This window comes from Methanosarcina sp. 1.H.T.1A.1 (genome assembly GCF_000979295.1).
Taxonomy (GTDB): Archaea; Halobacteriota; Methanosarcinia; order Methanosarcinales; family Methanosarcinaceae; genus Methanosarcina.
Map to the genome: position 1 here is coordinate 1 of NZ_JJQY01000067.1, position 18,431 is coordinate 18,431.

An 18,431-nucleotide genomic window follows, 5' to 3' on the forward strand; every position below is an offset into this window, starting at 1 on the left:
GTGTAGATGTAGGACTCATAGTCTTCCATCTTGGGCCGTTGCCCCGTGTTTAGTATGTCTTCGAGAGTCAGAGGGTGGATCTTAAAATATTTCCCGAGCTTTTCTATAACCTCAATCCGGTCTAGACCGTCGACATTTATCCATAAATTCATTCCAGGCTGGTCTTTTAAAGCCTGACATTCCTCCACGGTCTGCAGTTCTTTTTCGATAAGTTTCTCGTTGTTATAGATCCATGCCTGAATTACGACCTTCTCTACCTTTTTTTCCCCCACGTGGACAAGAGTTCCGGGGGCAAGCCCGACATTTGATTGTCTTCCTCCCAAAGTTTCCGGTTTCACGGCTTTGCCTCACTTTATAATAAAAATAAGTATCTTATTTAATTAAAACTTCACTGATTTAAGCCTATGTATGGTTTTTTTCTTGGAATATAATTATTAAGCTATTGAAACCGGTTCTATAATATTCAGCATAACCCGACTCTCAGCCTGGAAATGAGTTTTTAAATGTGCAGATAAATTGCAGATAATTTTATGTATTATTCATTAAATAGAATATTATAATAAATATAATATTAGGTTTTCCAAAAAATAGGGGAATTTGGAAAGATTGTCAGTTTTGAAACTGGATATAGGGGTGATTAATATGGTTCAAACGGAGATTACGAATAGTCTATACGATATGTTTGATCAGTTTATAGCATTTATTCCGACATTAGTGGCCATAATTCTTCTTCTTATTGTAGGGATAGTATTGGGGAAAGCTCTCGGGAAGATCGGGGCAAAGATACTGGATAAAATCGGACTCGATGATCTGGTCGACAAAACGGTGATAGGGGGAATGCTAAGAAGAGCACAGATGAGTACGGTCGGCTTTTTTGATGCAGTCATCCGCTGGTTCGTCTACATCATTTTCGCCTTAATCATCCTGGATCTTCTAAATATTGAGGTAGTGAACAGCTTTGTCGAGATCATAATATTCTATATTCCGCTTGTGATCTCTGCTCTCATTGTCCTGCTCATAGGTTTGCTGATTGTTGATTTCATCAGCGATCTACTCCAGAAGGTACTTAGTTCAACCGGAGTGGATGATAAGTTTGAACAGACAGCTCTCGGAGCTTCAGTTAGATCCGGAGGACTGACAGCTTCAGGCATTATAGCTGGAATAGTTAGAATATTCGGGTACCTGATCTTCCTCACGGCTGCATCGGATATCCTGCAGCAGACCATGATTACTCAACTGTTGATAGATATCACTCAGTATTTGCCACGTGTAATCATAGCCATCCTGATCCTGATGATAGGAATTCTTTCTATAGATCTGGTAATGGACTACCTGAGTGTTACTGTCAAAAGCATGGATATAGAAGGGACAGATATAATTCTTCCCCTCCTAAGGGGCTTCCTGCTTCTTATTCTTGTCCTGGTTGCCCTGGACACAATGCTGATTGATACCAGTATCCTCTACCTCTTCTTCGGGCCGCTGGCTTGGGGAATTGCGATTGTGGTTGCCTTCAAATACGGGGTCAAGGACGCAATTGTTGCGTATGCAAAAGAAAGGAAGTAATTTCTTCCTTTCATTTTTTTATAGTCAACTCAGCAATTAATTACACTTTTAATACCCGGCTATAGTTTCGAATGTAACCATTCTATAGTCAATGTATGGGCTTCTTTACGTCACATCTCAAAAAATGATAATTCTCTTTCTGTAAAAGAGTTCCATTATAATCCCACAATCCTTTAGTCTTTGATCAAAAGCTGGCCACGGCAGACATAATCGCCTGATGGAGTTCTTTTGGATTCTTAGAGCTGATAACTACTCTTTTCCCGGTTATGAGTTTCAGGATTACAAAAAAATTTGCTCTCCTGGAAAGAGTCGTATCTTTGCAATTCTTTCCGATAAAAGGGTCATATGCCTGAATCCTGCAATCTTCAACCACATAAATAGGGATTTTCTTAAATGAGGTATTCAGAGGTATTAAACGGATATAGATTCCGTCCCTTCTAACTTCGGTTATATGTTTTGTACAGTGGAACAAAAGAGGAAAAAATACCCCAAAGACAAACCAGAGAGCTAATATGTAGAGGTCAGGGATATTCTGAACCCCTGCAGGTTTTCCGAAGACCAGGCTGTAGATCCCGACGTACCAGAGCAGAAGGGCAGGATAGAGGACAGAAACCAAAAAAACGTTATTATGCAGATCCTGTACTTCTCTAAAAATCAAACCTGTTTCCGGATGTACCGTGACAATCCCTCCCTTATAGTATGAACTAACCAGACACATACACTGATCAACGCATTCCTTACAGAACTTATCAGGCAATGCTCTTATTATACGAAACAGGCACCTTACACCTACTTTAGTAACCTCACAGAAAATACATGTCGTACCTTAATCCGAAGACATGCTTTTTAAAGAAACTGATTTAATAAGTAAATGTCTGCTTGATAATATTTTTGACTTTAAAAGTCAATTAATTGAAAATCTTTTTATTTTTATCTACTAAAACAGAGTAAATAAACCTTCCGAAAAAAATAGGAATATTATATCAGATTTAATTTAAAAATACAATTAATGATCAAAAATTAACTATAGTGATAAAATGCTTAAAGAAAATCTGGGATAAAATGTTAAATACAAAAACATTCTGGAAAAATTTATATGTGAGAAAATTAAAATTGTTTTTGGATTACAGATATTGAAGTTAAAAGCCTGAAAAACTGGCAGAATTATCCTTTAAGTCTGCTTTTTTATTGCCCTGTTAATAGCTTCGGAAAGTCTTTCCGGGACCTGAGAGCCAATCATCAGCTTTTTTACTTTGCTCCCTTCCGCAAATTCTAAAAGAACGCCCCTGTTACCCTTTGCATTGTATGCAGTCCCTTTTAACCCGTAGCGTATCCCCCAACCTCCGTAATCCCTGATTGGGCTGTAGGTTATGACTTCGTAACTCTGGATAGTCTCGAAAGGAAAGGATCTGAAAGAAAAATGAAAAGGGTAAAAGCAGACATACAGGCCATCTTTCCTGACTTCGGTGATCATTTTGAGGGAATAGAATAAAAGAGGGAAAAGAACCCCGAAAACCAGCAATAAGACAAGCATCATCCAGTCAGGAGCAGGATTGTTCCCAAAAGGTTTCCCGAGAAAGAGCTGCTGGTAGGCACCGTACCAGGAAAAAAATACCGGAATACCAACAACAAGCCTGATCCACACCTGATCCATCTTCTGGACTTCTCTAAAGAGAACTGGATTACGTATCCTGCTCATTCCTTCAGTTGTGCAGTACATTTTTTGCCGGTCTCCGAATATTTTATTAATATTTTATGGAATTTACAGGAGAGTTTTATGAAATATGATAGAAAATTTATAGAAAGTATTCCAGGAGTGAAATATTGTATACTCCCATGAGAATAAACCTACATAGGAATTATAATAACTAAAACGACAAACTGATTTAAAAAGGATTCTAAAAAAGTAGAGAAATAAAAAAGTAGAGAAATATGGCTTTTTAATAGCCCAGTTTATCCATTTCCTTCAGTACAGCTGCACTGAAATCCGTGAAATTCTGAATCCCGCCGGTCCAGGCAGCCATCATCATGGCGTCCGAGATCTCAGCCCTTGTAGCTCCGAATTTATGAAGCCTTTCCAGGATCTTGACTGCGCTTTCCGTGTTGTTGTTGGAGCAGGCGATAGCAAAGACCATCAGGTGCTTCTGTTTCATGGAAAGCCCGCCTTCCCTTTCAGCCCAGATAGCTTTATAAAAGCCTGCAAGCCCTTCGCCAAAATCCTCATTTATCTTTTCAGCATAAACAACAGACCTGGGCAAAAAGCCCTTTACTTCTTTGATTTCGTGGATATTCTTCCCCATAATTATCGATATGTGATAGGCAAGGATCGGATATAACAGTATCTCTTAACAGTGTTTCGGATCAGCTTGAGAAAAACTAACTACTAAAACCCATAAAATAGTCCGCTTGAGCGAAGCGAAACGGACTGCGGGCTGTTGCGATTACATAGCAACTCCCAGAAAATCTCCGATTTCCTGTGATCCCGAGGCGCAATTCGGGCGAGTCGCAATTCGGGCGGCAAAGGTTTAGAGCCATTACCCATATATTGTCGGGCAGACACGATCACCGGGGCAAAAAAATGTTATACCGCAAATTAGGAAACACGGGCGAAAAGGTATCGATTCTTGGCTACGGCTGCATGAGGCTTCCCGTTCTCGAAGGAGCGCCCGAGAAAATAGACGAGGAAAAGGCAACTGAACTCCTCCGTTACGCCATTGACCACGGGGTAAATTACGTTGATTCGGCATACTCCTATCACGGAGGGATGAACGAGGTTTTCCTGGGAAAAGCCCTTGCCGATGGCTACCGGGAAAAAGTCCACCTGGCAACCAAGCTTTCCTGCAAGCGCGTGAAGACCAGGGAGGACATGGACCGTTTCTTAAACGAGCAGCTTGAAAAGCTCCGGACGGACTGCATCGACTTCTACCTCCTGCACGCCGTAAAAAAGAGTTACTGGGAAAAACTAAAGGAACTCGGCATTATCGAATTCCTTGACTCAGCCCTTGCAGCCGGAAAAATCAAATACACCGGTTTTTCCTTCCACGACGAGCTGGACGTTTTCAAGGAAGTCGTGGACGCCTACCCCTGGGCGCTCTGCCAGATCCAGTTCAATTTCCTTGATGAGGACTACCAGGCAGGAGTCGAGGGCCTGAAATATGCAGCTGAAAAGGGGCTTGCCGTCGTTATCATGGAACCTTTGAGGGGCGGGAACCTCGCATCAAAAGTCCCGGAAGCAGCCCGGAAGGTATGGGCCGGAGCCGGGACTAAAAGAAGCCCGGCAGAATGGGCTTTTCGCTACCTCTGGGACTATCCCGAAATCAGTGTTGTCCTGAGCGGGATGTCGGAAATAGAGCACCTGAAAGAAAACCTGAGAATTGCGGAAGAAGGGCACCCGAACTCCCTTTCAGCCGAGGAAAAAAGCCTGATCGCAGAAGTTAAGGAGATCTACAGAACCCGGACAAAGGTCAACTGCACCGGCTGCAAGTACTGCATGCCCTGCCCCTCAGGAGTAAATATCCCACGAAACCTCAGTTACCTTAATGACGTTTTTATGCTCGATGACGTGGCAAATGCCAGATTCCAGTATGGAGTCCTTCTGTCTCCGGAGGAAAAAGTCGGGAACTGCGTTGAGTGCGGGGAATGTGAGGAGGTTTGCCCGCAGAATATTAAGATAAGAGAGATGTTGAAGGAAGTTAAGGAGTTTATGGAGGGGTGAAGAGCAGACCCCCAATTTTTTTACGTTCTTTCTTTTCACGCACCGTACAAGGCTTGATCCCGTCTGCGTACAGTAGATATAAACGTGATCAATAGCCGTGCCGAGAGCTCTAATGCCAAAATATTAACCATGTAGCAGGGGACGATCGCTATATTTGAGAGCGTCAGATAATAGTCATCAGCTAACAGGATCCTAAAATTCAAACAAATCGAGTTTTTAATTAAATTTTCAGATATTATCTTTTTGCAAAAAGCGGGAATATTCCATTTAAGAAGTAGATTCCGCTTGCAATGTAAGTGCATGGAGTGGCTAAGGACCGGACCAAAAAGAAAAAAGAGTTGAAAAAAGGCATTTGATCCCTGAGCCGCTCCCATGGTTTTCATCCTTTTCTCAGGCTATTCCTGCTTTTTTCTTCTCCCGGTGAGTGTCCATCATCACAATCAGGGGTGGGAAGACCACGAAGGTGACGAAGATTGCCAGGAAAACATCAATGACCGTAACAAGCCCGAAATTGCTCAGGATGGGGAAGGGGGAGAAAATAAGGGCTGAAAACCCAAAGACCGTTGTAGCTCCCGAAGCTATCAGAGCTGAGCCGGTGGTTGTCATAGCCTGGTTGATTGCTTCCACAGGGTCCAGGCCGTTTTCCTTTTCCTCAAAGTAGCGTTCCATCATCAGGATAGAATATTCGGACCCCACACCCAGGATCAGGGCTCCAAGCACCGCGGTCATTGGCGTGTATGAAAGGCCCAGCCCGGACATGACGAGGCCTGACCAGCCCACTACAATAAACATGGGGACGATCGGGGAGAGCGCTTTTACGTAGTCCCTGTAAACCACAAGCAGCCCAAGTAACACCAGCACTATTCCAAGCATGGTCATAAAGACCCTCCCGCTTGTAAGGGCACTGATGATATCAATCATCGCCACACTTTGACCGGTAATAATTACAGTAACTTCGGGGGGCGGCTGCAGCCACTGTAGGTCTTCCCCTACAATATCCCGCAGTTCTTTAATGCCTGTTATCTCGAGGTTCTCCATGGCCTGCCCTATATCAAGGTCAATTGTCAGCAACTGGCTGCCCTGTATGTATCCTTTTTTCTGGCTTTCCGGGATTTCCCCGTATATTTTCCGTATTTCTTCAGAAGTTTCGGGTATGGTACCGCCGTTTTTTTCCTTTAAAAGGTCTACAATACTCGTAGCCTCGTACACATGGCCCCGGTTTTTAACTTCATACTGGCTAAACTCATCCATCCACTTCAGAACTTCCGGGTCACTGTTATCCTTTACTTTAAGAATAATGTTTAGATGGTCTCCGGTTCCGGAAATCAGGTCCTGCATTTGTTTATAATTTACAAGGGAAGGCATGTCCTGGGGAATGAAAGTATTTGTGTCGGTCTGGATAGGGACTGACTGGTCTGCATAAATCCCAGCAAAACATGTAAGCAGGGAAATCACCAGGATGATCCGTGAATGTTCTATGGTAAAGTCGGCGATCTTTATAAGGGCTCTTTCAAGGGCTTTGGCTTTCTGGACTTCTGCCATTGCAGAATTGGAAGGATCGGTTTCGGGTTCGATTTTTTCGTCTTTCTTATTAAACAACCCGAAGGGGTTCTTCCTGGAAATCCAGTAGAAGCTGTAAAGGGCTACCAGTCCTAAGAAAATTCCAAACATTATCATAAATACCCTCCCACTTGTAAGGGCACTGATTATGTCAATCATCGTCACACTTTGATCGGTAATAATGTCGGTCTGGATAGGGATTGCCTGGTCTACATAAATCCCCATAAAACATGTAAGCAGGGAAATCACCAGGATGACCCGTGAATGTTCTATGGCAAAGTCGGCGACTTTCATAAGGAATCTTTCAAGAGCTTGGGCCTTCTGCACCTTTGCCGCGGAAGAATTGAAAGGATCAATTTCGGTATCGAGTTCTTCTTTTTTCTTCTTAAACAACCCAAATGGATTCGTCCTGGAAATCCAGTCGAAGCTGTAAAGGATTACCAGTCCGAAAAAGAGCGCAGAGATGTAACACATGACAACCCCTATCAGGAGCAATTTCCCAAAATCCTGGATCATGGGTATGGTGGAGGTAAAAAGGGGGATAAAGCCAAGAGCAGTCATTGCCAGGGCTATCAAGACGGCAGGACCTGTGTGTTTTATGGTGAGGACAAGGGCTTTTCCTGAACTTTTTCCAGCACGGATTTCCTCTTCCATCCTGTTATGGAACTGGATAGCATAGTCAATCCCCAATCCTATCAGGACAGGAAAAGCTGCCATAGATACCATTGTCATGGGCACTCCGGCATATCCCATAAGCCCGAAAGTAAAAAGGACTCCCAGCAGCACAACCGGTAAAGGAAGCAGCCCCCACCTTACATGCCTGAAGACCAGGAGGAGCACGACAATCATCAAGAGGGAAGCTATCCCGAGCAGGATGCCCATGCTCTGGCTTATCTCTTTGTTAATATCAAGTCTCAGGGCGGGGGAACCAGTAACAATGAGGCCATAGCCAGGAGGAAAACCGGCTTCTTTCAGGGAAATGTCCAGGGTATTAAGGATGTCTCCCCTCTGCTGGTCAGTTGAACTGCCTGCGACTTTGATCACGAGGACCATATGAGTATCGTCAGGCATGAGAGATTCGAACATTCCCGGCTGGATATTAAGTATATCCTGGACTTCCCGATCTGAATCCGGGACTTTTGCCCTTCCGGAGACTTTGTAATTGATTTGCTTTATCAGGGTAGCAGGGCTTGTGACAGACAGAACTCCCGGGACGGTCAGCATATTATGTTCCAGCCTATCTGCGGCTTTCATAACGGCTGAAGATTTGACCTCGGTTCCCTCAACCATCACTATAATGTTCTCGGTCTGGAAGTTTTTCTTGAAAAGGTGATCATAATCTTTATACAGTTGCGTGCCTTTGGAGACAAAAGTTTCCGTCCCTGACGCCATCTCAATCATCTGTGCCCCTTCAAGGGACAGCAGGATCAGAAGAAACATGACAGCAATTATAGTTGGGCGGTTACTCTGAATAAAAACCCCTAATTTTTCGAATATGTTTTTTATGGCAGTACCCCCTTACAGGCTGCGTTTACTCTTTTTGTTTCTGAACAATCTTTATTTTTGACAGATTTTACCTGGACTCTCAGGTCTCACTGGAATTTTCAAATTTTGTGGAATTCAGATTTTACTGGAAGATCATAAGCACCATCAGCAGTTTTTCAGGAAAAAATCCACAGCCACAGCTAGTCAAAACTGATTTCTCCATGAAAATTATTCAAAAAATTTTCCTGGTATCTTGATGTCTACTGAGGAAATCCGGCTTAGATTAGCATTATCTCTAATAATCAGGTAAGGATATTTTTCATAGGACCCCCTGAAAAAATGCTTGCTCAGATCCCCGGGTGCAGGGGACCGAGTTCTGTAAATGTTTTATCAGGAGAATCCGTCATATAGGACCTAATGCTTGAATCCGTTCTTTCGGGATTTATTCTTTCCAGGATCAATTTCCTGCCTCCTTTACGGAATCGATTTTCTTCATGATCCGCACCTCTGTTTTAAGGCATTCTTCATAATCTTTGATGTCCTGTTCCTCAAGATGTCCCATTAGAAAAGCGTCAACTTCTTCCATTTTCTTGTTCAGGATCTCATAGTACCTTTTCCCTTTCTCAGTAAGGGATACCGGAACTCTTCTGCGGTCATTTGGGTCTATTCTTCTCCTGACAATATCTTTATGCTCCAGGGAATCTATCATCCTTGAGAGGCTGCTCCTGTCCAGATTCATGCACAGGCCGAGATATGAAGGAATTATTTCTCCTGCCGTGCCAATTATTATGATGGCAAGAGGCTGTTGTTTGCTGAGTTTTTCGAGTTCGTCCAATCTGGCCTGGGATATTTTTTGATAGACGTTTCTTTCGAACAATTTGTTGAAAAGTACTGTCCTTTCAAGCATCAACAGCCTGATTTCTCTTATTTTTTGATCATCTAACATGCTTCCTCCAGGACGCCATACATGTAACTGCAGAGTACAGATGCATGGATACCATAGCCAGATTACAGCGTCGGTCTGTAAGCGTCTGATGATCTACTTTATTTTCATATAATGAAAACATACTGTTTGACAGCCACAACTGATGCAATTATAAATAATTGATATTTACAACAAATTAATTAGATGATATTTAAGTTTATCGAATATTTATAAAAATCTCATTAAACATTCAAAAAATGATTATGGATGGAATATATTCAGGCAGATTTATAAAAAAGTCTCTGCCTGAAATACAGGTTGTTAAGGAATTTTAATTTCTTACACGCCTCCGTGAACTACCCCCACCTATTTTCTGATGAAGGCGAAGGAGGGGACTTCCCGCTATGTCTCCGCGCTCCCGGAGTTAAATTTCAACCTCTTTTCCGTCAATCAATAAGCTCTTAATTACGGCATTTCCATATTTGTCAACAACAACCTTTACATCGACTCCTTCTTCCCCGGTCCACTGTTGACTTTCGATCTCTAGCCCCCTGCCTTCGGGGACAAAATAACTCTCAATACCGTACTCAACTCTGAGTTCTTTAATTTGGGGTTCTTCTGTTATAATGCCGTCTTCATCTTCTTCCCAGTCGTAGATCAGTTCTTTTACTGTGCCTTTGATATAAAGTTCATCACCGGGAGGATTCCTGTACACTTTTTTGGGCACTCCGTACCCGTCTTCCAGTGCAAGTGCCAGGTATATCCGGTCATTATACTCAAAAGAAGTATCCTCAGCTGCCACCTCATCCAGGTCCAGGGTACTGATCTCGTAATTAAGGATCACGTAGTCTCCCCTGAAAAGGTCCCTCGGGTCTACAGGTTCGGTTTTAAGTACGACTTCTGTCCCGGTTCTCAGGGTATATTCTTTGTACAGGATAAAACCTGAAAAGATCAGGAGCCAGAAGACTATCGTGAGATAAAAGATCTTCTTTTGATTCATCCCCGGATTCCCCCTGCTCCTGAAAGAGCCATAGTTTCATAGCCCTTTAATCCCAAACAGCTGCTTTTCATTGTTCCTGTCATTGTTCCTGTCATTGTTCCCCTCCTGAAAACTGGACCTTCAATTCCCTTCTTTTTCTTTCCAGAACAACACTTATGAAAAGCAGGACAAGCCCTCCAAGCATGAAAAAGAGTGATCTTGGAAGCAGTTCCCAGAAGAAGTCAAAATATCTCGCAAAAATCAGGAGGACAAACCAGAACATTGTGGTATTTACTATCCCTATATTTTCGGTGCTGTACCCGGCATACAGGAGCAAGGTCAAAAGTCCGAGGAAGATAATATTGAAAAGAATCATGTAAATTTTTTCCGATGCAGGGCTGTATATTGTTGTGAGTGTGATCCCTGCCATTAACAATGCAACTATGGATATGCTCACATCGGTCTGAAAGCCTTTAAGCCTTTCTCGGAGTGATTTTGGGAGCAGGACTGCCAGGAATAGGATTCCTGAGATGGCGTAAATCACAGGAACTATTTTTTCAACCTGGTATTCCCCAAGTTCGAAAGTGTGTACAAATAATGCAAAGAGTACTGCCTGCAGCCCCATAAACTTAAACGCGGTTTCAGCATGTTTTACTTTTTCTGCCAGCCCGTGCAAAACCCCTATAAAATAGATGGAAATGCCTGATATGAGGTAGAGGTCCCAGATGTTAATCAATTTATTAAGGTCAGTCCTTTCCAGGTACAGAAGGCTAATCCAGAGATAAAAGAGCAGGGAACAAAGCCCGGCAATTGGAGCGGACCGGTAGCCGTAGATCAGGGGAAAAACTCCAAGGACCCAGATAAGGACAAGGGTACTGTTGTTGGCGTTGATATTGTAAATCTGGGCAATTAAAAAGAAGCTGGCTCCAAAGAGCAGGGCTGAGAGTAAAATCAGGGCAGAACCCAGCCGGGGGTATTTCTGTTTCTCGTATTTTAAAAGATAACCCGCATAATGTATGCCCACTGTACTTCCAACAAGCAGCAAAACCTTGACAGTATCCCCGATTTTTTCCCAGTTGGAAGCCACAAACAGAATGGCACCGATCCCGATTAAAATCGCCCCTATGGTCGAAAAGGCAATGATTTGTTTTTTTGACCTGCGTTCCCTGTTATACTCCGCAAGGTCTTCCCTCATCTTTTCTGCCTGGACGTGATCAATGGTGCCTTCATCCAGCCATTTCAGGATAAGGTCTTCATCGAACATATGTAAATTATATCAATATGTTCTATATACTTCTTTTCAGGCACATAAACTCCCGATTCCTGTCCCTGGTCCAGATGATAATCATGGCTTTTGGAATTGTGTTTGGGACAGGGGGCCAGAAAGGATAGTTCCGGTGGATTTGAATAAGGCTTTACATGCCGAAATAGGGGCAGGATCTCAACTTCTGCTCCTCCCTCTTTTTTCCTTTAGATTCAGGTTCAAAAAGATTCTCAGTTTATAGAACAATCTTCAGAATCATTGTTTCAAAAGCAGTTTGAACCTGAATTACATATTTTTTACATCAAGCAAATTGAGGTGACATGAAATGAACTGCGGCGAATTGAAGGAAGGTCAGATTCTTGTTTGTGAAGAGTGCGGGTTCGAACTTAAGGTAGTAAACGAATGTGGAGAAGCCTGCTGCACGACCGACACTTGCTGTACAGGCAACATAACATGTTGCGGAGAGCCGATGAAAGTAAAAAAATAACTCCTGAAGAGCAACAGGATGTTATAAAAGGACAAATCAGGAAGGAACGGGTACGGGAAATAAGTCATGAAGAAATGTTTCTAGTTCAGGGCTGTTTTCCGGAACTTTCAAGAGGCTGTTTTCCTGCTGGCCGATTCCCTGTCATTCTTTTTCTTTTTTCCAGAAAGCCCTGCATCAGCATAATTGCTGCATAAGAACTAACAAACCAGACTATAAGGGCGATTGCCAGAGACAAACCCCACCGGTTCAGATGTTCCATGCAAAAGGCGGCCGTGAGCACGCACATGGTGCAGCCCAGCATCCCTGCACTGGCTCCAAGGGCGATATCGGCAGCCTGTTCGGAGCTTCCGAAGTGTCCGGCCATGATGACCGCTGCAGCCATTACCGCAGGAAAAGCGGCAAAAATTCCTGCAAAAGATTTTGAAGGAACGAGCTGGAGCACAACATAACAGGCAGCGACAGCCAGACCCCCGAAGATGAACCTCAGGCCCAGGTCACGGATATCAACTTTCATGGGCTGCCTCGTGATTCAGGGCTTGTTTTGATTTCCATTGGTTTAGTCCTCGATTGATATTTTTCCTTTGAAGATATTTTCCTTGATTGTTTTTTCCTTGATTGTTTTTCCCTTGATTTGTATTTCCCTTCTCAAAACCCGAACCATGCGAGGTAAATCAGCGGAGCAAGCACCGCCCAGAAAAGAAGGGCAAGTCCAAGGCCTCTTTTCCATCCATACCTGAGAATAAAGTAGCTGGCGGCAAGTGCACAGCAGATGTCTGCTGCCATTCCCACCAATGCTCCTTTCGAAAGCTGCTCGGTCACAGACAGCAGTTCGCTACCCTTATATTCCATGCTCAAGCCCATGACTGCTGCCAGGTACACTGCCGGAAAGGCAGCAAAGATTCCTCCGAGCCTGCCCCCGAAAGTCCGGGCGATCAGGGTGGAAGCTAAAACCGCGCTTCCTCCGAACAGGAAGCGGAGGAATAAAGAAAACGGATCAATGTTAAACATGATGTTTCTGCCCCGGATACCAGAATGACCTTTATGGGTACTGGAATACCCATGGATATTGGGATGCCATGCAATGAACTTTATTCTTCCCTGCCGTACTTCTCCCGAATTTCAGACTCTTTTAAGACTTTTAACCCGAGTTTTTCCAGAATTTCGGAGATCCGTTTTTTGTCTTCACTTTTCATGGATTTCCGGTCAAAGTAAGCAAATTCGGCATTTGATTTCTCAACCGCCTGCCGGACAAGAGCTTCGTCTGCGAATTCCAGCTGGTATTTGGGGAAATTGTGCCCGAAAGATATATCGGTTTCAAGCAAAAGCCCTGTCTGGCGCATGGCATAGTGCCCGCCTCCGAAACCGACAGCTACAGGCACTTTTTCAAGAGAAACTGCAAGAATAGCTTTTGCAGCAACCTCTCCGGCTTCAGGGTCTGTCCACTGTACTTCGGTACTGCCGATCTCGGCATAGATGGAGGGTACAGAGAGTTCGGTTGGACCGTGATGGGTAACTTCCAGAGTTACGTCGTACTTCAGCCCCTTTTCTCCGACAAGCCGTTTCATTTCGCTCAGGATCGATTTCATAGCAGCCGGGGAAGCGACTGCAAGGGATTTCGGGAGGCCCCCGAGCCTGGCTTCACCCGAGGAATTTCCAGTACAGTGCACGGTAAGGGAATTGATTTCCTCTTTGCTCCTGTGTTTGGATGCGAAAATTATCAGGGAAGCTGGCAGCCCTGCAGCTTCGAGTTTTTTATCAAGTCCATCCTGAAAAACATGGATTTCTTCAATATCTACAAGCCTGAATTTTCCATCCGCTGATTCTCTGGCTGCTGAAAATCCGGATTCTGGCGGGAGTTCAAGGGGTTTCCATTCCCTCAGGCGCAAAAGATGAGTTTTGATGTTCTGGCTGGAAAGGTCAGGGGCAGAACAGATGATGGTGATTTTTGAATTATTTACATTCTCTGGCTTACTTATATCTGTCATTGTCAGATCAGTCCGGTTTTCTTCTGAATTTATCCTGATTTATTCTGGACTTTCGTTCAGAAACAATTTTGTTCAGAAACAATTGCCTTTAGAATTCGTAAAGATAGATAAAACCAACCCCAAAATTCCGGCTCTAATCAAAAAAATTGCTGTTTTATTTTTGACCTCCGGGAAAAAGTCCCGTTTCCCTTTTTGGAGAATGCTAACTGCGATCCAAAGAACCTTTTTGTCCTGAAAAAAATAAGAAGCCGCCACCTGTTGAAATAAATCATTAATTTATTATAACCCTGCTCAAAGTGACATAAAAACAGTTATAATATATTAACTACATAATTAAAAAAAATAACATAACTTAATTATATAGATTCAAGCGGTTCAGGAGTGAATTTCACATCCAAGCGCCAACAAACTGCATTGAAATTAGTTAAGAAATTGCAAATATAAACTGTGGATAACATAATAGATCACATTAAATATTTTGGTATGATCCAGATGAATATTTCCGAAAGAACCCAGATAAACATTCATATAATGTTTTGCCTGGCTGCAGTCGCAGTCCTCCTTTTGATAAGCATCGGCACTGCAGCCGCCAGTGAGATCCATGTTAACCCTGACGGATCTGGGGATTACCAGACAATTCAGGAAGCCGTAAATAACGCATCCAATTACGATACGATAATTGTGGCTCAAGGGAAATACATTGAAAACGTCGTTGTCTCTGCGGATAAGGATAACATGACTATCCGTTCCGAACGCGGACCCGGACTTACCACGGTTCAGGCTTCTAATTCAGAGGATCATGTTTTCAAAATAATGGCAAATTCCGTTACGATCAATGGGTTTAACGTAACCGGGACGGTCAACTATCCATATAGTGGGATTTATCTTGATTCCGTTGAAGGGTGCAGTATTCTAAATAACACAGCATCGGACAACTATAACGGCATATACCTTGATTCTTCGAGCAGCAACACGCTTGAAAATAACACAGCATCAAACAACGAAAACGGCATATTTCTTAATTTTACAAGCAACAGTATTCTTTCTGAAAACCGGATGGAGGACAACAATTACAATTTCTACGCATATGGTAATTCTCTGGACACCAATATTGTCTATGCCAATAATAACGTAGACGGAAAGCCAATTTATTACCTTGTTGAAGTTTCGGATCTTGAAATAAACTCATCTTCAAATGCAGGGACTCTTTACTTGATTGACTGCAAAAATATCACTGTAAAAGACCTGACTATTGAAAAGGAAGGGTTCGGAATACTCCTTTATAATACTACGGACTCGAAACTGGAAAACAATAATCTTACGGAAAATCTCTACGGTATCTGTCTTTCTTCTTCAAGCAGCAACACATTTACCGGTAACACGGTAAATGAAGGTAATCTGGAGTATTCTAGCGGAATTTACCTTTACGACTGTTATGATAACACTTTCTACGGAAACGTTATTGGCAAAACTTGGCGTGCCATTTACAGCTATGATTCGAACAACGACTATATGTCCAATCAAGTTTCCGGCTCTTATATCGGGAACTACTACGGGGACGTTTACCGCAAATACTCTTTGACTGAATCCTCTTATCAATGGATCAACACCACCAGGGACAATGCAACCTGGTATGACACGTCAGATGAAGATTATTCGGAAAAGGTCCCTATAGGCTTTAACCTCACCCTCGACGGGGTTAACTACACCGGCATGCAGATCGGGAGCAACGGGGTGATCCAGCTAATTCCGGCAGGGTCCGGAGAGCTTAATGCTTCTTCCTGGTATGGTCTCAAACACTGGGTTGACACATATACTGACGAAACGTTCATATTTGCCCTCTGTGACGACCTTACCGCAGAAGGATATGAAGAAGAAAATTTTGCATTTACCGAGCTTGCAGCCACATCAGAAAAACCTGGGGTTGAAAATACCTCCGCAGTTAATTTTGCTGAACCTGAAACCTTTAGCGAAAAAGCTGTAACAGAAAAGGACAGGGAAAAGAATGTTCAGGTTTCCATGAAATCAAATACAGTTGAAACTGCCCTCATGGGAAGCACTTTCCCGGACGTTCAGTGGTACGGGTACACAAGTTACTCAACTGGAGACACTGATTCCGAGGACAACATCATCCCGTGCAATCTGACTGTTATCGATTATCATGTGATTACATATGGGGATTCGTATCATAACCGTGAGTACGGCGAATCCCCCCTCGATTTCCAGGTTGTGCTGTATGAAAACGGCACCATCAGGTTCAATTTTAAGAGGATTGAATATTCTTACTTTGATACTTCCCTCTACAGCGGTTTGTACCTGGGCAACAATTCTTCCATACACGCAAAAGAGCTTGTCCATGTTGCAAGGGCAGGACAGTACGGGAACGAGACCTCATTCAGCACCCCGGTAATCCGCACTCTTTCAAGCAGTTATGACACTGACGGGGACGGCATTGCCGACAGTGAATACGATATTGCCAGCAGTCATTACAATACCAACCATGGCACGCAAACCGATTACTACCCGCTCGTCCTTCTTTCCGAGGCAGGCGCCCCGTCCACAGCCAGCGGTTCGGGCACGGCTTCATTTACCGTCAGTACCACGTTTACCAACCTGGCAAGTGTCGGTGTGGACATGGTTGAGCTTTACTACAAGAAAGATGGTGGGGACTGGAGCAAATACGGAGATAGCAGCACTGGCAGCTTCACGTTCTCTACCGCTTCAGCAGGTGACTACTACTTCTACACTGTCGCAACGGATGTCTACGGAAACATCGAAGGTTTGCCTGATGATTATGATTCATACACTTCGGTGAGCATCAGTAGCGGAAACGGCGGAAGCGGCGGAAGCGGGACAGGGGAAGCCAGGATAATCTCCGTGGGGACAGATGAAACCGGGGAGGAGTCTGATGAAGAAGAAGACGAATCTGACGGGTCAGTTATGCAGGTTACCTCCTCAGGAGATACGGGTACATCCAAAAACTCCACAGCTTCTGAAGTAACAAAAGATTCCGGGGAAGAAGGAAACAACGGAGGAAATAACGAAGGAAAAGAGACCCCAGGATTTGAACTTGTATTCGCAGTTACAGGCATGCTGGCGACTCTCTACTCCACCAGAAAAGAGTAAAACGAAATTATGATTGAGGGGTTACTTTTCTCTCTTTCCTTTTACCCTCTTTCCCTCTTTCTTTTTTTCTTCTATTTCATTTTTCTTTTTCGTGAAGATTTTCCGCTTTCCGGTCTGCAGAATGCTTATTTTGACCCAAAAACCGTTTTGTCTTATAAGGGATAGGAAGCCTCCACCAGCTTGCCTGGCGGCCCTTTCCCAAAAAGAAATTTAAAAGGAAATATAACAGGAGTATTTTTTTAACGTTTGGGCTAAAGAACTTTAGAATATACTGAAAATGCACCTTTTTCAAATATTACTGCTTTTTTGCTGTATCGCACAGTTTTTTTTGTCGCTTCCATTTTTTCCTCTGCTTTTTATGTATTTTCAGGGAAAAGCCGGAAGCCTTTGGCTTCCGGAACAATAACGACTGGAGAAGGCTATTCCGGTTATTAAGGCCTCAGAAATGAATCGATAAACCGGACAAATATGAGCTTATAATTCTGCTCCGCAACGCTTACAGAATTTAGCATCGCTGTCATGCCCCTCAAAACTGCAATTTTGACACACCTTTCCTTTAAGGTTTCTGCTTGCATAGGTCATCTCGGATGTGACAATACCTGTCGGAACCGCTATGATGCTGTAACCTATTATCATGATAAATGACGCCAGTGCCTGTCCGAGATTCGTCTCAGGGACTATGTCCCCGTATCCTACGGTTGTAAGTGTTATGATTGCCCAGTAGATGCTCCGGGGTATGCTGGTAAACCCGCTCTCTGCCCCTTCAATAACATACATCAGGGAGCCCAATATCACCACCAGAGTCAAAACCGTAAATTGGAACAGGATTATTTTTCGCCGGCTTGCACGTAAAGCTCTTATCAAGAACTCAGCTTCACCAAGATACTGGACAAGTTTGAGCACCCTGAAAACCCTGAGTAAACGTAGACCCCGGATCACTACCAGATACCGGCCGCCTGGCAGAAGCAGGCTAAGATATGTCGGAAGAATTGCCATCAAGTCTATGATTCCAAAAAAACTTGTGGCGTATTTGAGAGGTCTCCCAACACAGATCAGGCGCAAAAGATACTCCACTGTAAATAGTATCGTGAAAATCCATTCCAGGGAATAGAACAAACCGCCATATAAAGCTGCGAGATTACTTACGCTATCAAGCATAACGACAATAATACTCAGCAGGATTGTAAGAATCAGGACTTCATCAAAAATCTTTCCGGCGGGAGTGTCGGCTTCAAATATTATTGTATATAACGTATTTCGCCAATTACTATCAGCCGGCCTATTTTGCGGGTTATTTTTCACTGAAGCAACCATTGTTAACATCCACGCAGCAAGAGTTTGA

Annotated in this window: 15 protein-coding genes and 1 pseudogene; 4 read left to right on the forward strand and 12 right to left on the reverse strand. The window is 43.5% G+C overall.

Translation table 11 applies throughout. The features are described from left to right. Nucleotides 1-338, reverse strand: a pseudogene (locus EO95_RS06690) (magnesium and cobalt transport protein CorA); the annotation flags it as partial. A gap of 304 nt (nucleotides 339-642) precedes the next feature. On the opposite strand from EO95_RS06690, the gene EO95_RS06695 reads away from it, so the two are divergent. Beyond that, complete coding sequence (locus EO95_RS06695; protein ID WP_048133447.1) at nucleotides 643-1,563, forward strand: hypothetical protein; 921 nt, start codon at nucleotides 643-645, stop codon at nucleotides 1,561-1,563. A gap of 184 nt (nucleotides 1,564-1,747) precedes the next feature. Here EO95_RS06695 and EO95_RS06700 read toward each other — a convergent pair whose 3' ends face one another. From EO95_RS06700 to EO95_RS06710, 3 genes are all read right to left on the reverse strand, one after another. Next, entirely contained in the window at nucleotides 1,748-2,281 is a 534-nt protein-coding gene (locus EO95_RS06700; RefSeq protein WP_235282896.1) for a DUF6141 family protein, read from the reverse strand. Between the two features lie 453 nt (nucleotides 2,282-2,734). Then, nucleotides 2,735-3,283 (reverse strand): DUF6141 family protein, encoded by a 549-nt coding sequence (locus tag EO95_RS06705; RefSeq protein ID WP_082105960.1) that lies wholly within the window; start codon nucleotides 3,281-3,283, stop codon nucleotides 2,735-2,737. Nucleotides 3,284-3,503: 220 nt separating this feature from the next. Further along, nucleotides 3,504-3,863 carry a carboxymuconolactone decarboxylase family protein gene (locus tag EO95_RS06710; RefSeq protein WP_048133448.1) on the reverse strand — a complete coding sequence of 120 codons (360 nt, stop codon included), beginning with the start codon at nucleotides 3,861-3,863 and terminating at the stop codon, nucleotides 3,504-3,506. Between the two features lie 278 nt (nucleotides 3,864-4,141). On the opposite strand from EO95_RS06710, the gene EO95_RS06715 reads away from it, so the two are divergent. Further along, entirely contained in the window at nucleotides 4,142-5,278 is a 1,137-nt protein-coding gene (locus EO95_RS06715; RefSeq protein ID WP_048133449.1) for an aldo/keto reductase, read from the forward strand. 390 nt (nucleotides 5,279-5,668) lie between these two features. Here EO95_RS06715 and EO95_RS18195 read toward each other — a convergent pair whose 3' ends face one another. The 4 genes from EO95_RS18195 to EO95_RS06740 all read right to left on the reverse strand — a co-directional run bounded on the left by EO95_RS18195 (nucleotide 5,669) and on the right by EO95_RS06740 (nucleotide 11,491). Further along, nucleotides 5,669-8,344, reverse strand: coding sequence for a hydrophobe/amphiphile efflux-3 (HAE3) family transporter (locus tag EO95_RS18195; protein ID WP_048133451.1), 2,676 nt, complete (start codon nucleotides 8,342-8,344; stop codon nucleotides 5,669-5,671). Between the two features lie 436 nt (nucleotides 8,345-8,780). Next, nucleotides 8,781-9,269, reverse strand: a complete 489-nt coding sequence (locus EO95_RS06730) for a MarR family winged helix-turn-helix transcriptional regulator (RefSeq protein ID WP_048133452.1) — start codon at nucleotides 9,267-9,269, stop codon at nucleotides 8,781-8,783. Between the two features lie 403 nt (nucleotides 9,270-9,672). After that, complete coding sequence (locus EO95_RS06735; protein WP_048133453.1) at nucleotides 9,673-10,248, reverse strand: GDYXXLXY domain-containing protein; 576 nt, start codon at nucleotides 10,246-10,248, stop codon at nucleotides 9,673-9,675. 91 nt (nucleotides 10,249-10,339) lie between these two features. Beyond that, a complete protein-coding gene (locus EO95_RS06740) occupies nucleotides 10,340-11,491 on the reverse strand; it encodes a DUF2157 domain-containing protein (RefSeq protein WP_048133454.1) in 1,152 nt (383 codons plus the stop codon). A gap of 325 nt (nucleotides 11,492-11,816) precedes the next feature. Between EO95_RS06740 and EO95_RS18005 the strand changes: the two genes are divergently transcribed. Further along, on the forward strand, nucleotides 11,817-11,978 hold the full coding sequence (locus EO95_RS18005) for a hypothetical protein (protein WP_200895013.1): 162 nt from the start codon (nucleotides 11,817-11,819) through the stop codon (nucleotides 11,976-11,978). Between the two features lie 85 nt (nucleotides 11,979-12,063). Here the strand turns inward: EO95_RS18005 and EO95_RS06745 are convergent, their stop codons facing one another. From EO95_RS06745 to EO95_RS06755, 3 genes are all read right to left on the reverse strand, one after another. Continuing rightward, nucleotides 12,064-12,492 (reverse strand): DUF3147 family protein, encoded by a 429-nt coding sequence (locus EO95_RS06745; RefSeq protein WP_048133455.1) that lies wholly within the window; start codon nucleotides 12,490-12,492, stop codon nucleotides 12,064-12,066. A 131-nt stretch (nucleotides 12,493-12,623) separates the two neighbouring features. Continuing rightward, a complete protein-coding gene (locus EO95_RS06750) occupies nucleotides 12,624-12,986 on the reverse strand; it encodes a DUF3147 family protein (protein WP_048133456.1) in 363 nt (120 codons plus the stop codon). A gap of 80 nt (nucleotides 12,987-13,066) precedes the next feature. Continuing rightward, on the reverse strand, nucleotides 13,067-13,963 hold the full coding sequence (locus EO95_RS06755) for a D-aminoacyl-tRNA deacylase (protein WP_048133457.1): 897 nt from the start codon (nucleotides 13,961-13,963) through the stop codon (nucleotides 13,067-13,069). A gap of 483 nt (nucleotides 13,964-14,446) precedes the next feature. On the opposite strand from EO95_RS06755, the gene EO95_RS06760 reads away from it, so the two are divergent. Beyond that, nucleotides 14,447-17,089 carry a pectinesterase family protein gene (locus tag EO95_RS06760; protein ID WP_048133458.1) on the forward strand — a complete coding sequence of 881 codons (2,643 nt, stop codon included), beginning with the start codon at nucleotides 14,447-14,449 and terminating at the stop codon, nucleotides 17,087-17,089. 474 nt (nucleotides 17,090-17,563) lie between these two features. Here the strand turns inward: EO95_RS06760 and EO95_RS06765 are convergent, their stop codons facing one another. Beyond that, entirely contained in the window at nucleotides 17,564-18,403 is an 840-nt protein-coding gene (locus EO95_RS06765; RefSeq protein ID WP_048133459.1) for an ion transporter, read from the reverse strand. Between the last annotated feature and the right edge of the window lie 28 nt (nucleotides 18,404-18,431).